Source organism: Microbacterium sp. GXF6406 (genome assembly GCF_054798215.1).
On record NZ_JBSJZH010000003.1, the window covers coordinates 100,285 to 119,008 of the forward strand.

The 18,724-nt window shown below is 68.7% G+C and carries 15 protein-coding genes; 5 read left to right on the top strand and 10 right to left on the bottom strand.

Translation table 11 applies throughout. The features are described 5' to 3' along the window. Nucleotides 1–195: 195 nt before the first annotated feature. Both ACWAUG_RS03425 and ACWAUG_RS03430 read left to right on the top strand, forming a co-directional pair. Entirely contained in the window at nucleotides 196–456 is a 261-nt protein-coding gene (locus ACWAUG_RS03425) for a hypothetical protein (protein ID WP_460801241.1), read from the top strand. A 141-nt stretch (nucleotides 457–597) separates the two neighbouring features. After that, a complete protein-coding gene (locus ACWAUG_RS03430) occupies nucleotides 598–2,040 on the top strand; it encodes a L,D-transpeptidase family protein (RefSeq protein ID WP_460801243.1) in 1,443 nt (480 codons plus the stop codon). A gap of 137 nt (nucleotides 2,041–2,177) precedes the next feature. On the opposite strand, the gene ACWAUG_RS03435 is transcribed toward ACWAUG_RS03430, so the two are convergent. Next, nucleotides 2,178–4,394: an NADP-dependent isocitrate dehydrogenase gene (locus ACWAUG_RS03435; protein ID WP_460801245.1), complete on the bottom strand. Its 2,217-nt coding sequence runs from the start codon at nucleotides 4,392–4,394 to the stop codon at nucleotides 2,178–2,180. Between the two features lie 119 nt (nucleotides 4,395–4,513). Between ACWAUG_RS03435 and ACWAUG_RS03440 the strand changes: the two genes are divergently transcribed. Then, on the top strand, nucleotides 4,514–4,972 hold the full coding sequence (locus ACWAUG_RS03440) for a GNAT family N-acetyltransferase (RefSeq protein ID WP_298037038.1): 459 nt from the start codon (nucleotides 4,514–4,516) through the stop codon (nucleotides 4,970–4,972). Nucleotides 4,973–4,996: 24 nt separating this feature from the next. Here ACWAUG_RS03440 and ACWAUG_RS03445 read toward each other — a convergent pair whose 3' ends face one another. The 7 genes from ACWAUG_RS03445 to ACWAUG_RS03475 all read right to left on the bottom strand — a co-directional run bounded on the left by ACWAUG_RS03445 (nucleotide 4,997) and on the right by ACWAUG_RS03475 (nucleotide 13,924). After that, complete coding sequence (locus tag ACWAUG_RS03445) at nucleotides 4,997–5,842, bottom strand: hypothetical protein (RefSeq protein ID WP_460801247.1); 846 nt, start codon at nucleotides 5,840–5,842, stop codon at nucleotides 4,997–4,999. 26 nt (nucleotides 5,843–5,868) lie between these two features. Beyond that, on the bottom strand, nucleotides 5,869–7,683 hold the full coding sequence (locus tag ACWAUG_RS03450) for an ABC transporter ATP-binding protein (RefSeq protein ID WP_460801249.1): 1,815 nt from the start codon (nucleotides 7,681–7,683) through the stop codon (nucleotides 5,869–5,871). Then, entirely contained in the window at nucleotides 7,680–9,551 is a 1,872-nt protein-coding gene (locus ACWAUG_RS03455; protein ID WP_460801251.1) for an ABC transporter ATP-binding protein, read from the bottom strand. The genes ACWAUG_RS03450 and ACWAUG_RS03455 overlap by 4 nt, the downstream gene beginning before the upstream one ends. 127 nt (nucleotides 9,552–9,678) lie before the next feature. Further along, a complete protein-coding gene (locus ACWAUG_RS03460; protein WP_460801252.1) occupies nucleotides 9,679–10,170 on the bottom strand; it encodes a methylated-DNA--[protein]-cysteine S-methyltransferase in 492 nt (163 codons plus the stop codon). A gap of 139 nt (nucleotides 10,171–10,309) precedes the next feature. Further along, nucleotides 10,310–11,917: a bifunctional phosphoribosylaminoimidazolecarboxamide formyltransferase/IMP cyclohydrolase gene (purH, locus tag ACWAUG_RS03465; protein WP_298040248.1), complete on the bottom strand. Its 1,608-nt coding sequence runs from the start codon at nucleotides 11,915–11,917 to the stop codon at nucleotides 10,310–10,312. A 42-nt stretch (nucleotides 11,918–11,959) separates the two neighbouring features. Beyond that, nucleotides 11,960–12,541 (bottom strand): phosphoribosylglycinamide formyltransferase, encoded by a 582-nt coding sequence (gene purN, locus ACWAUG_RS03470; RefSeq protein WP_460801254.1) that lies wholly within the window; start codon nucleotides 12,539–12,541, stop codon nucleotides 11,960–11,962. A gap of 9 nt (nucleotides 12,542–12,550) precedes the next feature. Continuing rightward, the gene (locus ACWAUG_RS03475) at nucleotides 12,551–13,924 is read right to left on the bottom strand and encodes a cell division protein PerM (protein ID WP_460801256.1); all 1,374 of its coding nucleotides are present in this window, start codon (nucleotides 13,922–13,924) and stop codon (nucleotides 12,551–12,553) included. A 94-nt stretch (nucleotides 13,925–14,018) separates the two neighbouring features. Here ACWAUG_RS03475 and ACWAUG_RS03480 point away from each other — a divergent pair, with 94 nt between their 5' ends. Then, nucleotides 14,019–15,443, top strand: coding sequence for an NCS2 family permease (locus tag ACWAUG_RS03480; protein WP_460801258.1), 1,425 nt, complete (start codon nucleotides 14,019–14,021; stop codon nucleotides 15,441–15,443). Between the two features lie 125 nt (nucleotides 15,444–15,568). Further along, a complete protein-coding gene (locus ACWAUG_RS03485) occupies nucleotides 15,569–16,540 on the top strand; it encodes a glycerophosphodiester phosphodiesterase (protein ID WP_460801260.1) in 972 nt (323 codons plus the stop codon). A gap of 51 nt (nucleotides 16,541–16,591) precedes the next feature. On the opposite strand, the gene sucD is transcribed toward ACWAUG_RS03485, so the two are convergent. Continuing rightward, a complete protein-coding gene (gene sucD, locus ACWAUG_RS03490; RefSeq protein WP_460801262.1) occupies nucleotides 16,592–17,494 on the bottom strand; it encodes a succinate--CoA ligase subunit alpha in 903 nt (300 codons plus the stop codon). Between the two features lie 31 nt (nucleotides 17,495–17,525). Next, nucleotides 17,526–18,692: an ADP-forming succinate--CoA ligase subunit beta gene (gene sucC, locus ACWAUG_RS03495; protein ID WP_460801264.1), complete on the bottom strand. Its 1,167-nt coding sequence runs from the start codon at nucleotides 18,690–18,692 to the stop codon at nucleotides 17,526–17,528. Nucleotides 18,693–18,724 lie beyond the last annotated feature (32 nt).

The window sequence follows — 18,724 nt, forward strand, 5'->3', positions numbered from 1 at the left end:
GCCGACCGGAACCGCGCCATCGCCTCCATCGCCGTCCTCGGACTCGCGGGCTGTTCCAGCCCGGCCACCGACGGCGCCACGGACGACCTCAAGGGCTCGACCGACGAGGTCGACACGAACCAGTCGGTCGCCGATGCCTGCGGCATCGTGCTCCCCGAGCTTCAGGAAGCCAGCTCGGAACTCGCGAGCCTCGACATGACCACTGCCGCGGAAGACCCGCAGGGCACCGTCGACTCCTTCGCCGTCTTCGTCGACGCGCTCGGCGAGACCGTCGGGAACGTCTCGAACCCCGAGGTCAAGGCCGCCACGAGCGCGGTCCACGAGAACTTCGTCGCTCTCAGCGATGTCCGGCAGAAGGTCGTCGTCGACCAGGACCTCAGCGCCGCCTCCGACATGACCGGCATCACCACCGAGCTGACCGAGTCGGCCACGGCCCTGCAGGAGCTCTGCAGCTGATAGCCGCTCCTCGAGTGGGCCCCGGGCGATGCGCCCGGGGCCCACTGCTTTTATCCACAGACCAACCGTTGCCTCCCCGTTACCCGCCGGCCGGTATGATATTAGAGACCATGTCGCACTGAAATCACGGGGGGTGAATTCGTGACTGACCTCATCGACGCACCGGCTTCCTCCGGTTCCGAGGCGCCTGTGCCGAATGAGACGCTGGCGCTGAATGACGAGGACCGCCCGGTGCAGTGGGCACCGCGCGAGCCGGCTCCGAAGAAGCGCCGCACGGGCCTGTGGATCGGCCTTGGCGTCGCAGCCGTCGCCGTCGCGGCCGGTGTCGCCTCAGTCACGCTGATCGCCCCGGGGACCACCATCGCCGGTATCCCGGTCGGCGGCCTCACCCCCGCCGCCGCGGCCGACGTCGTCGCCTCGCGCGTCGCCGGCACCGAGATCATGCTCACCGGCGCCGGCGGCGACCAGGTCGTCACGGGCGCCGATCTCGGCGCATCCATCGATGCGCGCGCGCTCGCCGACCATGCCTTCAGCGCCCACCCCATGTGGAAGATCGGCGACTGGAGCCCCGAGCCGATCGCCGGCGAGATCAGCCTCGACCACACGGTCGCCAACGACGCGCTCCGCGGCCTCCTACCGACCGCCTTCGAAGACGCCGTCGACGCGACCGTCGTCTTCGACGAGGCGAGCGGCACCTATGTCACCACCGCCGCCGAGGCCGGTACCGGCATCGACATCGACGCACTGACGACCGCGCTGGCCTCGACCGTCGCGGATGGCGAAGCATCCCTGAGCTTCTCCGGCGACGCCACCGAAGCTCCCGCTGCCATCAGCGACGACGAGGCGACCGCGGCCGCCGAGCAGCTCAACGGCATGCTCGCCTCCATCGGCTTCTACGTCGGCGAGGAGCGCACCGTCCCGATCAGCGCGGCCGTCGCCGCCACCTGGATCGATATCGTCGACGATGAGGGCGAGATCACGATCTCCGCCGATCAGGACGCCATCCAGGCTGTGGTCGACACGCTGCCCGAGAAGATCAACCGGGCCGCCGTCGACGCCGAGATCGTCACGAACTCCGCCGGCGAGAATCTGCGCACCCTCACCGAGGGAGCCACCGGCCGAGAGCTCGGCGATGTCTCCGGCGCGGCGGCCGCTTTCGCCGAACAGCTCGAGACCGGCAACGCCGTCTACGCCCTCGACGTCTCCGAGACCGCATTCGAGACCACCGAGCTGTTCCGTCGCATCGACCTGAACCTGTCGACGCAGACCGTGACCCTCTTCGAGAACGAGAAGGTCGTCGAATCCTGGCTCGTCTCCACGGGCCTGCCGGCGACACCGACGCCGACCGGAAACTTCACGGTCTTCGCCTACACCTCGATCCAGGACATGATCGGTGCGGACTACCGCACCGAGGACGTCAAGTGGAACACCTGGTTCGCCCCGGACATCGCTTTCCACGGCGCCTACTGGCACAACAACTTCGGCCATCAGATGAGCCACGGCTGCGTCAACATGCCCGAGTGGCAGGCCGAGTACGTCTACTGGTGGAGCGCCGTCGGAACCGAGATCTCGGTTCACTGGTAACACCCGCCCCACCACCGAATCGGCGTTCTCCCTCAGGGGAGGACGCCGATTCGCCGTTTCCGGCGCAGTGCGACGCCGTCGGCGCACGAGAGAGGGGGCGGATGCCGCAGCATCCGCCCCCTCTCCGATTCGGGCGCTTACAAGGCGTCGATGATGCCGTTCAGCGTCTGCGAGGGGCGCATGATGGCTGCGACCTTGGCCGCATCGGGGCGGTAATAGCCGCCGATCTCGACGGCCGCACCCTGTGCGCCGTTGAGCTCGGAGACGATCTTCTCCTCGTTGGCCGTGAGGTCCGCGGAGATCGGGGCGAAGGCGGCCGCGAGCTCGGCGTCCTTCGTCTGCTTCGCCAGTTCCTGCGCCCAGTACAGACCCAGGTAGAAGTGGCTGCCGCGGTTGTCGATCGTGCCGAGCTTGCGACCCGGCGAGCGGTCCTCCTCGAGGAAGGTTCCCGTCGCGGCATCCAGCGTCTCAGCGAGGACGCGCGCCTTCTCGTTGCCCGTGCGGTCGGCGAAGTGTTCCAGCGACGCGGCGAGGGCGAAGAACTCGCCCAGCGAGTCCCAGCGCAGGTAGTTCTCCTCGACGAGCTGCTGCACGTGCTTCGGGGCCGATCCGCCGGCACCCGTCTCGAACAGGCCTCCGCCGGCGAGCAGCGGGACGATCGAGAGCATCTTCGCCGACGTGCCGACCTCGAGGATCGGGAACAGGTCGGTGAGATAGTCGCGCAGCACGTTGCCGGTGACCGAGATGGTGTCTTCACCGCGGCGCAGACGCTCGAGCGAGAAGCGCGTGGCATCTTCCGGCGTGAGGATCTCGATCGTCAGGCCCTCGGTGTCGTGGTCCTTCAGGTACTCGTTCACCTTGGCGATGAGCGCAGCGTCGTGCGACCGGGCCTCGTTGAGCCAGAACACGGCCGGGGTGGCGCTGGCGCGGGCACGCGTGACGGCGAGCTTCACCCAGTCGCGGATCGCGACGTCCTTGGTCTGCGTTCCGCGCCAGATGTCTCCGGCCTGCACGTCGTGCGAGAGGACGACCTCACCGGCGGCGTTGACGACCTGGACGGTGCCGGCCGCGGCGATCTCGAACGTCTTGTCGTGGCTGCCGTACTCCTCGGCGGCCTGAGCCATGAGGCCCACGTTCGGGACGGTGCCGATCGTGGCGGGGTCGAGCGGGCCGTTCGCGATGACGTCCTCGACCGTGGCCTGGTAGACGCCCGCGTAGGAGGAGTCGGGGATGACGGCGATCGTGTCGTCCTCGCCGCCGTCGGCGCCCCAGAGCTTGCCACCGTTGCGCACGAGAGCCGGCATCGACGCATCGACGATGACGTCGCTGGGAACGTGCAGGTTGGTGATGCCCTTGTCGCTGTTGACGTAGGACAGGCGCGGCCCGTTCTGGATCGCACGGAAGAACGCCTCGGCGATCTTCTCGCCGCCCTCGAGGTCGGCGAGACCCGCGAGGATCGAGCCGAGGCCGTCGTTCGCGGTGAGGCCGGCCGCGGCGAGCGCCGCACCGTGCTCGGCGAACACATCGGCGAAGAAGGCCTTCACGACGTGGCCGAAGATGATCGGGTCGGAGACCTTCATCATGGTCGCCTTGAGGTGCACCGAGTAGAGCACGTCCTCGGACTGCGCCGCGGCGATCGTCTCGGCGAGGAAGGCGTCGAGGGCGGATGCCGACAGGAACGTCGCGTCGACGATCTCACCGGGCAGGACCGCAAGGTTCTCCTTGAGCGGGGTGACCGTGCCGTCGGCGGCCACGTGCTGGATCGTCAGCACGTCGTCGCCGGGCGAGACCCAGCTCTTCTCGTTGGACTTGAAGTCGTCGTGGCCCATCGTGGCGACGCGCGTCTTCGAGCCCTCGGCGAAGGGCTTGTTGCGGTGCGGGTGCTTCTTGGCGTAGTTCTTCACGGCCAGGGGTGCGCGGCGGTCGCTGTTGCCCTCGCGCAGCACCGGGTTCACGGCCGAGCCCTTGATGCGGTCGTAGCGGGCGCGCACATCCTTCTCGTCGAGCGTGGTGGGCTCGTCGGGGAAGTCGGGGACGTCGTAGCCCTGCGCCTGGAGCTCGGCGATGGCGCCCTTGAGCTGCGGGATGGATGCCGAGATGTTCGGCAGCTTGATGATGTTGGCCTCGGGAAGCGTGGCCAGACCGCCCAGCTCGGCGAGGGCGTCGGAAACCCCCTGCTCGGCGCTCAGGCGCTGCGGGAAGGCGGCGAGGATGCGACCGGCCAGCGAGATGTCGCGGGTCTCGATGTCGATTCCTGCCGTACCGGCGAATGCCTGGACGATCGGCAGGAGCGAAGCGGTGGCGAGTGCCGGCGCCTCGTCCGTGTAGGTGTAGATGATTGCGTCGTCGGTCACCGCGGGATTCTCCGTTCACGAGTCAAATTTGTCTCGATACCAAGATACCTGAGTGCCCCCGATGACGTTCTCCGACATCTTTCCGACCACGGAAGCGCGCGAGAGGTTACCCTGGGGGCATGTCGGAACTGCGTGTGGTCGAACTCTCCGCCGCGACGATCGTCGCCGTGAACAACCTGTCGCTCAAGCCCGGGCAGGAGCAGTACCTCGCTCCGGTCTCCTACGGGATCGCAGCGACCGTGGTCAACCCTCAGACGTCGTGGCAGCGCGTCGTGCTCGATCGCAATGAGGTGGTCGGATTCGTGAGCGCGAGCTTCGACCCCGAGGCGCCCGAGGAGCACTTCCAGTCGGTGCTGTGGCGCATCAACGTCGACGCCGACGATCAGGGCCGCGGCGTCGGACGCTTCGCCGTCGAGGCGCTCCTCGATGAGGCGCGAAAGCGCGGTATGAATCACGTCAACGTGATCTACGAGGCCGGTGACGGCGGCCCCGAGGCCTTCTTCCACCGTGTGGGCTTCACGCCCGTCGGCGAGACCGAGTACGCCGAGGTGATCGCCGAGATCCGTCTCGACGGCTGACCGGCCACGCGGATACCGGCCGGTTCAGCGCCGATCCTGGTCGTCGTTCTTGTCACCGCGTCGCGCGTTCCACGAGGCGAGGGCGGATGCTGCGGCACCGGCCGCTTTATCGAGCGCCTGCACGGACGCGGAGAAGACCTGCTGCGCCGTGTCCTGCCAGAGGGGTGTCGCATGGGGGTCGCGTCCGGCTGCCAGTTCGTGCGCGGAGTGCTCGGCCACGGCGAACGCCCGCTCCAGTCCGAGCACCGCATCCCGATACGCCCCGAACGCGGAGACATCGATCACGGCTTCCGCCGCGTCCCCGGCCGGACGACGATCGCGCGCCTCGCGCATCGCCGCGAAGAACGCCGCCGTATCGGTGTTCTTGCCGTCGCTCATCGCCGGGTAGGCGATCTGCATCGCTGGGTCGGTCTCATAGACCATCCACTGCGAGAGCACGGCGTCGTGCGCGCGCATGAGACGCGTCAGGGGATAGCGATCCTTCTGGGCCGCGGCAGGAATCTCCTCCCGCGCCGCCGTCACCGCGAGGCGACGGGCCCGCACATCCGCCGCGGCCGCACGCACATCGCTCTCGGCCTGTTTGAGGGCGCGCCGCGAGCGCGCGGTATCGGTGCTCGAAGCGCGTGACGCCGTGCGTTCCGCCGCGACCCGCGCGTGCTCGGCCCGCGCGGCCTTCACCGCGCGACGGCGGTCCGCCATCGCCCGCTGCGCGGCCTGCAGGTCGAGCCGCGCCGCGTCGTAGCCGAGACGGCGGCCGCTGAGCCGCTGTCGTCGGCGCGCACCGACGACCATGGCGGCCGCCCCGCCCGCGGCTCCGGCCGCAGCCGGGGCGATCCACCACAACTCACCGAACATCGTCAGGGGATCCATGCTCCGATGCTACCGACCCGCCCCGTTCACACCAGCGTTTGCTGCCACGCGGCGTGCAGCTGCGCGAACTTGCCGGAACCGCTGATGAGCACCGCCGGCGCATCGTCCTCGATGATCTCTCCATGCTCCATCACGAGCACACGATCCGCGATCGCCACCGTCGACAGCCGGTGCGCGATGATGATCGCCGTGCGGTCCTTCAGCAGCGTCTGCAGCGCCTCCTGAATCAAGCGTTCCGAGGGGATGTCGAGCGATGCCGTCGCCTCGTCGAGGATGAGCACGGCGGGGTCGGCGAGGAAGGCCCGCGCGAACGAGATGAGCTGCCGCTGGCCGGCGGACACCCGCCCGCCGCGCTTGTTCACGTCGGAGCTGTAACCGTCCGGAAGAGCTTCGATGAAGGCATCCGCCCCGACAGCCCGAGCTGCCGCACGGATCTCGTCCATCGTGGCATCGGGCTTGCCGAGCGCGATGTTGTCGGCGACGGTGCCGCTGAACAGGTAGGCCTCCTGCGTCACCATCACGATCGCCCGGCGCAGATCCTTCGGATGCAGCGACCGCAGGTCGACGCCGTCGAGGGTCACCCGCCCCTCGGTCGGATCGTAGAAACGGGAGATGAGCTTCGCCAGGGTCGACTTGCCGGCGCCCGTCGTTCCCACCAGCGCGATCGTCTGACCGGCTGGGATGTCGAGGGTGAAGTTCGGCAGGATCGTCTTTTCCCCCGAGTACCCGAACATCACCTCGTCGAAGCGCACGTGGCCGCGCGACTCCCACAGGTCGACGGGCTGCTCGGGGTCGGGGACCGTCGGCTCCTCCTCGAGCACGCCCGACACCTTCTCCAGCGCGGCCGCCGCCGACTGGTAGGAGTTCAAGAACATCGCGATCTCCTGCATGGGCGAGAAGAAGTTGCGCACGTACAGCACGGCGCTCAGCAGCACCCCCACCGTCAGTGCGCCATCCGCGACCCGCAGCCCGCCCCACAGCACCACGAGGCCGAGCGTGAGCGCGGCGACCCCCATGAGCCCGGGCTCGAACGTGCCGAACAGGAGCATCGACCGTCGGTTCACATCGCGGTAGTCACCCGCGACCTTCTGGAAGGAGGCGTCGTTGCGCGGTTCCTTGCGGAACGCCTTGACCGCCCGGATGCCCGTCATCGTCTCGACGAACTGCACGATCACCCGTGCGCTGATGACGCGGGACTCGCGGAACACGATCTGCGATCGGGAGTAGAACCAGCGCATGAGGAAGAAGAGGGGAATGCCCGCGAGCAGCAGGATGATCCCCGACTGCCAGTCCCACACCATGAGCGCGATGAACGTGAACGCGCCGTACAGCACGCCCGACACGAGGTTGTTCAGACCGCCGTCGAGCAGTTCCCGGATCGAATCCAGATCGCTCGTCTGCCGGGAGATGATGCGCCCCGAGGTGTACGTCTCGTGGAAATCGAGGCTCAGCCGCTGCGTGTGCAGGAAGATGCGCTTGCGCAGGTCGATGAGCACGGCCTGCGTGATGCGCGCCGCGACCACGACGTACCAGCCGATCAGAGCCGCGGCCATGACCCCGGCGAACAGGTACACCCCGCCGATGACGAGCGTCGGCGTCCAGTCGAGGTGATCGATCACCGCCGGCAGCGCGCGGTCGATGCCGATGCTGATGAGGATGGGTCCCGCCACCTGCAGCGCGGTGGAGACCACCAGCAGCACCGCGGCGAGCGCGATCTGCGCGTGCAGCGGCCGCACGAGCGAGCCGAGCAGGCGCATCGAGCGCCGTCGGATGGCCCGGCTCTCGTCACGGGAGTAGTTGGAGCGGTCCTCGCCGCGTGTTCCGGTGATCGCCGCGCTCACGAGCGCACCTCCTCATCGTCGGATGCGTCTTCCGAGCCGATCACGGGAATCAACCCCGTGCGCACCGCCTCATCCGCTTCGAGGCTGGAGATGACGTGACGGTAGTGCTCGCTGGTTCGCAGCAGCTCCGAGTGCTTCCCGACCGCCGTGATGCGGCCGCCCTCTAGCAGAGCGACCCGATCGGCGAGCGCGACGGTCGACGGGCGGTGCGCCACGATGAGCGCCGTCGTATCGGCCAGCACCCGGCGCAGGGCCTCTTCCACGAGCGCCTCGGTATCGACGTCGAGCGCCGAGAGCGGGTCGTCGAGGACGAGCACCTTCGGCGCGGCGGCGACGGCCCGGGCCAGAGCGAGGCGCTGGCGCTGGCCGCCGGACAGGCTCATCCCCTCTTCGCCGATGACGGTCTCGACGCCATCGGGCAGCTGGTCGACGAACCCGGCCTGAGCGATGTCGAGGGCTTCGCGCAGGACGCGCTCGCCCTCGGGGCTGTGGAGGTCGAGCTCGGCACGCCCCAACAGCACGTTCTCACGGATCGTGGCGGAGAACAGGGTCGCGTCCTCGAAGGCCATCGCGATGTGCCGGCGCAGCTCGGCGAGCGGCAGCTCGCGCACGTCGACGCCATCCAGCGTCACGCGTCCGCCGGTCACGTCGTACAGTCGCGTCGGCAGGGTCGTCAGTGTCGTCTTCCCGCTGCCGGTGAGACCGACCAGCGCCATGGTCTCCCCCGGTTCGAGCACCAGGTCGATGCCGTCGAGCCGATCGCGCTCGGAGGTACCGGCATCCTGATAGCGGAAGTGCGCCCCCTCGAAGGCGAGTTCCCCGTGCGGCTCGACGATGTGAACCGGGTCCTCCGGGTCGATGATCGTGTTCGTCTCGGAGAAGATCTCGAACACCCGATCGGTCGCGGTGCGGGCATCCAGCATGAAGGAGAACAGGAACCCGATCGACTCGATCGGCCAGCGCAGAACCGTCGCCATCGCGAAGAACGCGAAGAGCTCGGCCACCGAGATGCTGCCCTGGGAGATGAGCCAGATGCCGCTCATCAGGCTCAGCCCGAAGGCGATCTGCGGCATCAGGTCGAGGAAGAACCACAGCGAGCCGACCGCGCGGGCCTTGCTCATCTCGGTCTCGCGCAGCGTCTCGGCCTGACCGGTGAAGCGGGTCAGCGCGTGCTTGCCCCGCCCGAACGCCTTGAGCACCCGGATGCCGTGCACGCTCTCCTCGACGCTGGTGGCGAGGTCTCCCGCCTGGTCTTGGCTGCGCCGGGTGAGCACGCCGTAGCGCTTCTCGAAGAGGTAGCCGCGGATCCAGAGCGGGAGTCCGGTGATCAGGAAGATCGTGCCGAGAAGCCAGTGCCAGCGGAACAGCAGCACGGTTCCGATCATGATCGTGAGGATGTTGACGACGAGCAGGATCAGGCCGAACGCCAGCCACCGCCGGATCAGACCGATGTCCTGCATCATGCGGCTCAGCAGCTGCCCCGACTGCCAACGGTCGTGGAATGCGACGGGGAGTCGCTGCAGCCGCGAGTACAGCTCCGTGCGCATGCGGTACTCGACTTCCGTGGACGGCTTCAGGATGAACCATCGGCGCAGCCACACCATGACGGCCTCGCCGACGGCGAGCGCGAACACTGCGAGTGCCCCCCAGACGATCGCCGAGACGATCCCCGAGTCGACCGGACCGCCCTCGTCGAGGATCCGCTCGAGCACGATCGGGATCATCAGGGCGATGACGGCCGCGGCGAGCGCACTGAGGGCCCCGCCGAGCATCCGTGGGAAGGCGGGCTTCACGAACGGCTTCAATCGCCAGAGCGCGGCCGGCGTGGAAAGCGGTGCGGAGGGAATCTGCGAAGACGAGGAAGACATGACTCTCGATGAGTGGGGTGCGAAGGAGGAGAAAGGATCTCGCTGAACGGCGCCTCCCGGTCGGCGCGACAGCCCTCCAGCCTATGGCTGCACGTCCCGCCGTCGCAACAAGGTCCTGCTCGAGGAGTCAGTGCTGTTCGCGCGCGAGCAGCGCCCCCTTCACCTCGGTCCCCCACGCGAAGCCTCCCTCACCGCCGTCGCTGCGCAGCACCCGGTGGCACGGCACGAACAGCGCCGGAGCATTGCGGGCGCATACCGAGGCGGCAGCACGAACGGCCCGGGGATTCCCGAGCTCGGCGGCGAACTCCGCGTATGTCAGTGGCGCCCCGGGCTCGATCCGGCGCAGCGCCGCCCAGCCCGCACGCTGCAGATCGGTGCCGAACTGGCGCACGGGCACCTCTGCGACAGCGGCGAAGTCGCCCGCGTAGTACGCACGGACCGCGTCCGCCGCATCCGTCTCGCCCTCCGAAGGATCGATGGGCCGGTGCTCCCGCGCCAGCCTCGCGAGCACCGCGTCGAGGTCGTCGGTCCATCCGGATGCCACCACCCGCGAATCATCGTCGATGACGAGGGTGAATGCCCCGTCCGGCGTATCGATCTTCTGCCAGGTGCCCATCATGCTCTCCCGTCGCGCGGATGCCGTGCCTCAACCCTGACACGTTCCGGGCATCCTGTCTCGGGGGTCCGCGCCCGTGCCGAAACGCCGAGCCCCGTCTTTTCCTGCGGGAAAAGACGGGGCTCGACGAGAAAGCTCGTACTCAGTGGAAGAAGTGGCGCTCTCCCGTGAAGTACATCGTCACGCCTGCGGCCTGCGCCGCGGCGATGACCTCCTCGTCGCGCACCGATCCGCCGGGCTGCACGATCGCCGTGACACCGGCATCGATGAGCACCTGGGGTCCATCGGCGAAGGGGAAGAAGGCATCGGATGCCGCGACCGAGCCGGCGGCGCGGTCACCGGCGCGCTCGACCGCCAGGCGGCACGAGTCGACGCGGTTGACCTGGCCCATGCCGACGCCGACCGTGGCGTTGGCCTTGGCCAGCACGATGGCGTTCGACTTCACCGCACGACACGACTTCCACGCGAAGACGAGGTTCTCCAGCTCGGCATCGTCGAGGGGCTCGCCGGAGACGAGCTGCCAGCTGTCGGCGACCGGGAGGATCTCCTGCGGGAACCGGTCGGCGTCCTGCAGCAGCAGACCGCCGGAGACGAGGCGCACGTCCATGCGCTCCTGCTGCCAGTCATCGGGCAGCTGCAGCAGACGCAGGTTCTTCTTGGCCTTGAACACTTCGAGCGCGGCGGGCTCGAACGACGGGGCGACGATGACCTCGGTGAAGATGTCCTTGAGGTTCTCGGCCATCTTCAGCGTGACGGTGCCGTTCGCGGCGATCACCCCGCCGTAGGCCGACACCGGGTCGCACTCGTGGGCGCGCAGGTGCGCGCTGGCGATCGGGTCGAGGGCGTTGGGCGCCGTGGTGGCGATGCCGCACGGGTTCGCGTGCTTCACGATCGCGACGGTGGGCAGAATCATGTCGAAGGCCGCGCGCAGGGCCGCATCGGCGTCGACGTAGTTGTTGTACGACATCTCCTTGCCCTGCAGCTGCACGGCCTGGGCGATGCCGTGACCGCCGACGCGCGTGTAGATGGCGCCGCGCTGGTGGGCGTTCTCGCCGTAGCGCAGCGTTGCGAGGCGCTCGGCCTTGATCGTGAGGTGCTCGGGCAGCTCGCCACCCTCGTTGAGCGTGCCCTCGGCGAACCAGGCGGCGATCGCCGTGTCATAGGCCGACGTGTGCGCGAAGGCGCGGGCGGCCAGCTCGCGGCGCTGCTCGAACGTCGTGCCGCCGGCCTTGACCGCCTCGATGATCGCGGGGTAGGACTCGGGCGAGACGACGATCGCGACGTTCGCGTGGTTCTTGGCCGATGCGCGCACCATCGCCGGCCCGCCGATGTCGATCTGCTCGACGACGTCGTCGCCGGTGGCCCCGGAGGCGACGGTCTCGGTGAACGGGTACAGGTTGACGACGACGAGCTCGAAGGGCGAGATGCCCAGCTCGGTGAGCTGACGCTCGTGGTCCTCGAGGCGCAGGTCTGCGAGGAGCCCGCCGTGGATGCTGGGGTGCAGCGTCTTGACGCGACCGTCGAGCATCTCGTCCACGCCGGTGACCGAGGCGACATCGGTGACGGTGAAGCCCGCCTCGCGGATCGTGGACGCCGTCGAACCGGTCGAGACGATCTCGACGCCCGCATCGGCGAGCGCCTGGGCGAGGACTAGCAGATCGGTCTTATCGCTCACCGAGACGAGAGCGCGACGGATCGCGACAGCGTCGCGCTCGCGGTAGAGGGACGAGTCGTGGCTCGGACCGGCCATGGGAGGGCTCCTTCGTGCGTTTTCGGGCGGAGAGGGGGAATGTCAGGGGGTCAGAGCGAGGTCGCCGGTCGCGATGCGACGCACCACGTCGATGAGCAGACGCCGCTCGACCGGTTTGATCCGGTCGTGCAGCGTGCTCTCGGTGTCGCCGGGCTCGATCACCACGCGCTCCTGCGCAAGGATCGGCCCGCTGTCGACGCCGTCATCGACGACGATCACACTGGCGCCGGTCTGCTCGGCACCGGCGGCGAGGGCGTCGCGCACGCCGTGCGCGCCCGGGAACTCCGGCAGGTACGCGGGATGGGTGTTGATGATGTTCGGCGCGAAGCGCGACACGAGCGATGCCGGCAGCAGCCGCATGAGGCCGCTGAGCACGATCAGATCCGGCGACCAGACCTCGAGCTGACGGCCGAGCTCCTCGCCCCAGGCCTCGCGATCGGGGAAGGAGCGGAACGGGACCGTGAAGCTCGGGATGCCGAAGTCCTCGGCGTGCGCGAGCCCCTCGGCATCACGATCGGCGCCGACGACGACGATCCGGGCGGGAAAGTCGGGGTGGCGGGCGGCTTCGAGGAGGGCGCGGAGGTTGGAGCCCGCGCCGGAGATGAGGACGGCGACCGTGAGCACCCGGCCAGTCTAGCGGGGCGCGGGAGTGCTCCCGTTCCCGAAGAATCCGTCGTCGGCGAGCGGCTGGGTCTCGCCCTCGTGGAAGCCGGGCAGCGTCTCCGCGATCACGGCGGTCTCGGCATCCTCCGTCGTCGACGCCGCCATCTCCTCGGCCCAGCGATCCGTGCGCTCCTCGGCGAGCTCGTCGCGATGGCGGGGGGCGATCAGCAGGATCGCCGTGCCGATGAGCACCTCGATGCCGACCGCGAGCGCCGTCCACCCCGGATGGGGACCGGTCTCGGCCATGCGCCCCGGGCCGATGGATCCGGATGCCAGGACCGCGGCGAGCGCGGTGACGCCGGCGGTCAGCGCGGCGATGCCCCCGGCGATCGCGACGCGCGGCCACAGCGGCTGCGCCGCCCCATGCCAGACGAGGCGGGAGCGCACGATCCATCCGGCGAACGCGCCCACCGCCACGGGCAGGAGCACGATGACCAGCATCCAGATCGAACCGTTCTCCGGCAGCAGGCCGAAAGCGGGTAGCCCCGGCACGACGCCGAGCTCCGTTCCCGCCGGCGACGCCGAGGTACCGGCTCCGACCGAGAAGCCGGCGCCGGAGGCCCACGACACGGCCCAGACGATCATGGTGGGCAGGTATGCCAGGTTGCCCAGCGCCAGAACCGTCGCACCGACCGCGTCGACGTGCGCCGATTCGAAGAGCGCGACGACCTCGCCGCCGCGCAGCGCGACCATGATCGCGATGAGCAGCGCCCCGATGCCGGTGAGGCCGACGACCGCGGCGGATGCCCCGCGCACGATCTCGCCCGGGACGAGGCGCCACGTCCCCCACCCGTCGACGAGGTCGTGCAGACGGTCCACGGGGCCGCCGTCGCCCTCGTTCCAGGCATGGCGCACCGCACCGCCGAGAGCGCCGATCAGATAGACCGAGGCCGGGACGATGATCGCCGCGGCCACCGGGACCGACGCCATCTCGACCCGGGCGGTGAGCGCGACCCCCGTGCTGATCGCGGCGAACACGACGATCCCCGCCCCGGCGCCGAGCAGCCCCGCACCGGAGCGGGCCGAGCGCGCACCCGATCGCGCGGCGAAGAGCAGGGTGAAGACGAGGAACGCCATCGGAGTGAGCGAGATCGTGAACGCCGCCGCCTGCGGGGCGATGCCCACGGCCGAGATGATCTCACCGGGAAGCTCGATCACGATCGGCACCCCGTGGCCGAACTGCCACAGGGTTCCCGCGAACGGCCAGAGCGCGCCCCAATCCGCGCTGGCGCCGAGCACCAGGGTCCACAGCAGCGTGAGGGGTGCGAGCAGCACGGCAAGGCCGACGGCAGCAGCGATGGCTGCGTCGACGGCGGCGAGGATCGCGACGAGAAGGCGTTGCATGTCCCTTCGAGACTACGACGAGAATCCTCCGGGTCCGCGTGGGCGCGCGCGACGCGCGCGGACACGATATCTTCTCCAAGGAGGTTTTACCCGAATGACTACTGCTCCCCCGTCCACTTCCCAGCAGACCGCGGAACCGAAGAACGCCCTGGATAGGTTCTTCGAGATTACCAAGCGCGGCTCGACCATCGGCACGGAGATCCGGGGCGGTGTCGTGACCTTCGTCACGATGGCGTACATCGTGATCCTCAACCCGATCATCCTGTCCACCGCCGACATCGAGGGCACGGTCCTCGACGGCGGCGCCGTCGCGGCGGCCACCGCGCTGACCGCCGGCGTGATGACGCTGCTGTTCGGCATCGTCACCCGCCTGCCGTTCGCGTTCGCCGCGGGTCTGGGCATCAACGCCTTCCTCGCGTTCTCCGTCGTCGGCTCGGTGACCTGGCCCGAGGCCATGGCCCTGGTCATGATCAACGGTGTCGTCATCGTGCTGCTGGCCGCGACCGGTCTGCGCAAGATGATCTTCGACGCCGTGCCCGTGCAGCTCAAGCTCGCGATCACGGTCGGCATCGGCCTGTTCATCGCGTTCATCGGCTTCGTCAACGCCGGCTTCGCCTCGGCGACCGGCGCGCAGTCCCCGCCGCTCGAGCTGGGCCTGGGCGGCTCCGTCGCCACGCTGTCGACACTGCTGTTCGTCATCACGCTGTTCATCGGCGGCGCGCTGATCGCGCTGCGCGTCAAGGGCGCCATCCTCATCGCTATCGTCGGCGGCACGGTGCTCGCCGTGATCGCCAACGCGATCTGGCCCAACGCCGGTCTCGGGTTCGACTTCTCCGGCGGGATCATGAGCATCCCCGACCTGAGCCTGATCGGGAACGTCGACTTCGCGTTCGATCTCGAGAAGGTCGGCGTCGTCGCCCTCGTGATGTTCGTCTTCACCCTCGTTTTCTCGAACTTCTTCGACGCCATGGGAACCATGACCGGCCTCGCCAAGGAGGCCGACCTGGCCGATGAGAAGGGCGACTTCCCGCGCATCAAGTCGGCCCTGGTCGTCGAGGGCGTCGGCGCGATCGTCGGCGGCGCGACCTCGTCGTCGTCGGCCACCGTGTTCGTCGAGTCCGGCTCCGGCATCGGCGAGGGCGCCCGCACGGGCTTCGCCACCTCCGTCACCGGCGTGCTGTTCCTGCTGGCTATGTTCTTCACCCCGCTGACCGGCCTTGTCCCCAGCTCGGTCGCCGCATCCGCCCTCGTCCTCGTCGGCGCGATGATGCTGACCCAGATCAAGAACATCGACTTCACCGACTTCCGCGTGCTGCTGCCGGTGTTCCTGACGGCCACGGTCATGCCGCTGACCTACTCGATCGCGAACGGCATCGGCGCGGGCTTCGTCGCCTGGATCGTGCTGCACGCCTTCTCCGGCAAGGCCAAGACGGTGCACCCGCTGCTGTGGATCGTCGGCATCGGCTTCGTGCTGTTCTTCGCCCGCGGCCCCCTGGAGACGGTCTTCGGCGTCGCCTGAGCCGCGCTCCTGACAGAACCGCGTCGAGACCTCGGTCTCGGCGCGGTTCTGTCGTCTTCCGACTCCCGAATAAAAAGTAACGAAAAGGTCTCGACGTCCGACTCCGCGTCTGTCAGGATCGGGCCATGAGACTTCGCCGTCGACGCCTCTGGGGCCTGGTGCTCCTCAGCGCAGGCATCTGGGGGGCCGTCACGACCGCGGTCGCCCCGCCCGCATCCGCCGCAGCCGTCATCCACCCCGTCTCGTCGATGGCAACAGCCGTGCCACCGAGCGCACTGCGCGACCTCGTGACCCTCCGCCCGTTCACGGAACTGCACTCCCCCGGTAAGACCGGGCTCGTGATCGCCCACCGCGGTAATTCCGCCCAGGCCCCTGAGAACACTCTCCCCGCCTTCGCCTCGATGGCAGCTGCCGACGCCGCCTACCTGGAGCTCGACATCAGACTCTCCGCCGACGGCATCCCCATGGTCATCCATGACGCGACCGTCGATCGCACGACCGATGGCACCGGGAATGTCAGCGAGATGACCGCCCGCGAGCTGCGTGCGCTCGACGCCGGATCCTGGTTCTCCGAGGACTTCCGTTCCACCCGCATCCCGACGCTCGCCGAAGCTCTCGAGCATGCCGCCGCCCACCGACAGGACGTGCTCATCGAGTACAAGGGCTCCTGGAAGCGCTCCGATATCCGCACGACCATGAAGCTCATCGCATCCGCCGGCCTCGAGCGCCGCGTGATCGCGCAGAGCTTCAGCCGCCGCACGGTCGCGAACATCGCCGCGGTCGCACCGGACGTGCCCCTCGGCTGGCTCACCCACGACCTCGACACGCTGGCCGTTCACACCGCCCTGACGATCGGCGCGGACGCGGTGAACCCCGCCACCGCGACCGCCGACACCGTGGCTCTCGCGCACCGCGCAGGCCTCGGCGTCTTCGTCTGGACGCACGATGAGGATGCCGCATGGGAGGCCTATACGCAGATGGGCGTCGACGGCATCATCACGAACCGTCCCGGTGCGCTGACGGCGTGGTCGGAGGGATCGCGCGGCGGCGCACCGCATCCGGTGCATGCGCGAGCCGACCTCGCCCCCCGGGCATAGAAGAAGGCCCCGGGGTGGAGCCCGGGGCCTTCTCCTTCAGCTTACCTCAACTCAGAGGGCTTCGATGATCTCACGCATGAGAGCAGCCGCCTCGGACGGCGTCTTGCCGACCTTGACGCCCGCGGCCTCGAGGGCCTCCTTCTTCGCCTGAGCGGTGCCCGCCGAGCCGGAGACAATGGCGCCGGCGTGGCCCATGGTCTTGCCCTCGGGAGCGGTGAAGCCCGCGACGTAACCGACGACCGGCTTGGTGACGTTGGCCTTGATGTAGTCGGCCGCACGCTCCTCGGCGTCGCCGCCGATCTCGCCGATCATGACGATCGCCTGGGTCTCGGGGTCTGCCTCGAACGCGGCGAGCGCATCGATGTGCGTGGTGCCGATGACGGGGTCGCCGCCGATGCCGATGGCGGTCGAGAAGCCGAGGTCGCGCAGCTCGTACATCATCTGGTACGTCAGGGTTCCCGACTTCGACACCAGGCCGATCGGGCCCTTGCCGGTGATGTTGGCCGGGGTGATGCCGACGAGCGCCTCACCGGGGGTGATGATGCCGGGGCAGTTCGGGCCGATGATGCGGGTCTTGTTGCCCTTGCTCTTGGCGTAGGCCCAGGCCTCGGCCGAGTCGCCCACCGGGACGCCCTCGGTGATGACGACGAGCAGGGGGATCTCGGCGTCGATGGCCTCGATCATGGCGCTCTTGGTGAAGGCGCCGGGGACGAAGGCGATCGACACATCGGCGCCGGTCTCCTTCATGGCCTCTTCGACCGAGCCGAAGACGGGCAGCTCGATGGCGTTGCCGTCCTTGTCGGTGTGCGCGACGGTCGTGCCGGCCTTGCGGGCGTTGACGCCGCCGACGACCTGGGTGCCGGCCTTGAGCATGAGGGCGGTGTGCTTGGTGCCCTCGCCGCCGGTGATGCCCTGGACGATGACCTTGGAATCCTTGTTCAGGAAGATCGACATATCTCTAATCCTTTTCTGAGGTCTCGAAGTCTCAGGCGTTCGCCAGAGCGGCGGCCTTGTCGGCGCCCTCGTCCATGGTGGCGGCGAGGGTGACGAGCGGGTGGGCGTACTCGGCGAGGATCGCGCGACCCTCTTCGACGGCGTTGCCGTCGAGGCGCACGACGAGCGGCTTGGAGGCCGTGTCGCCGAGGGTCTCGAGGGCGCCCTTGATGCCGTTGGCGACAGCGTCGCAGGCGGTGATTCCGCCGAAGACGTTGACGAAGACGCTCTTGACCTGCGGGTCGCCGAGGATGACGTCGAGGCCTGCGGCCATGACGGATGCCGAAGCGCCGCCGCCGATGTCGAGGAAGTTGGCGGGTTTGACGCCGCCGTGGTTCTCGCCGGCGTAGGCGACGACGTCGAGGGTCGACATGACCAGACCCGCGCCGTTGCCGATGATTCCGACCTCGCCGTCGAGCTTGACGTAGTTCAGGCCCGACTCCTTGGCCTTGGCCTCGAGCGGGTCGGCGGCGTCCTTGTCCTCGAGCTCTTCGTGCTCGGGGTGGCGGATCTCGCTGGCGTTGTCGTCGAGCGTGACCTTGCCGTCGAGGGCGACGATCGAGCCGTCCTCGGTGCGCACGAGCGGGTTGACCTCGACGAGGGTCGCGTCCTCGCCCTTGTAGACGTCGTAGAGCTTGACGAAGACGTCGGAGACCTTCTCGATGAGGTCCTCGGGGAAGTTCGCGGCGCGGGCGATCTCGACGGCCTTGTCCTTGTCGATGCCCGTCAGTGGGTCGACCTCGATGCGGGCGAGAGCCTCGGGCTTCTCGACGGCGAGCTGCTCGATCTCCATGCCGCCCTCGACCGAGCACAGGCTCAGGTAGGAGCGGTTGGCGCGGTCCAGCAGCACCGAGAAGTAGAACTCCTCGGCGATGGCCGCACCCTGTGCGACCATGACGCGCTTGACGACGTGGCCCTTGATGTCGAGGCCGAGGATGGCCTTGGCCGCCTCATAGGCCTCTTCCGGGGTCTTGGCGACCTTGACGCCGCCGGCCTTGCCGCGGCCGCCGGTCTTCACCTGAGCCTTGACGACGACGACGCCGCCGATCTTCTCCGCTGCCGCTTTCACCTCCTCGGGGGTGTCCGCGACGATGCCGGCGAGGACCGGCACTCCGTACTTCTCGAAAACGTCTCGTGCCTGGTACTCGTACAGATCCACTGTGCTTCCTTCGCTGGGCTGCGGTCCGGAAA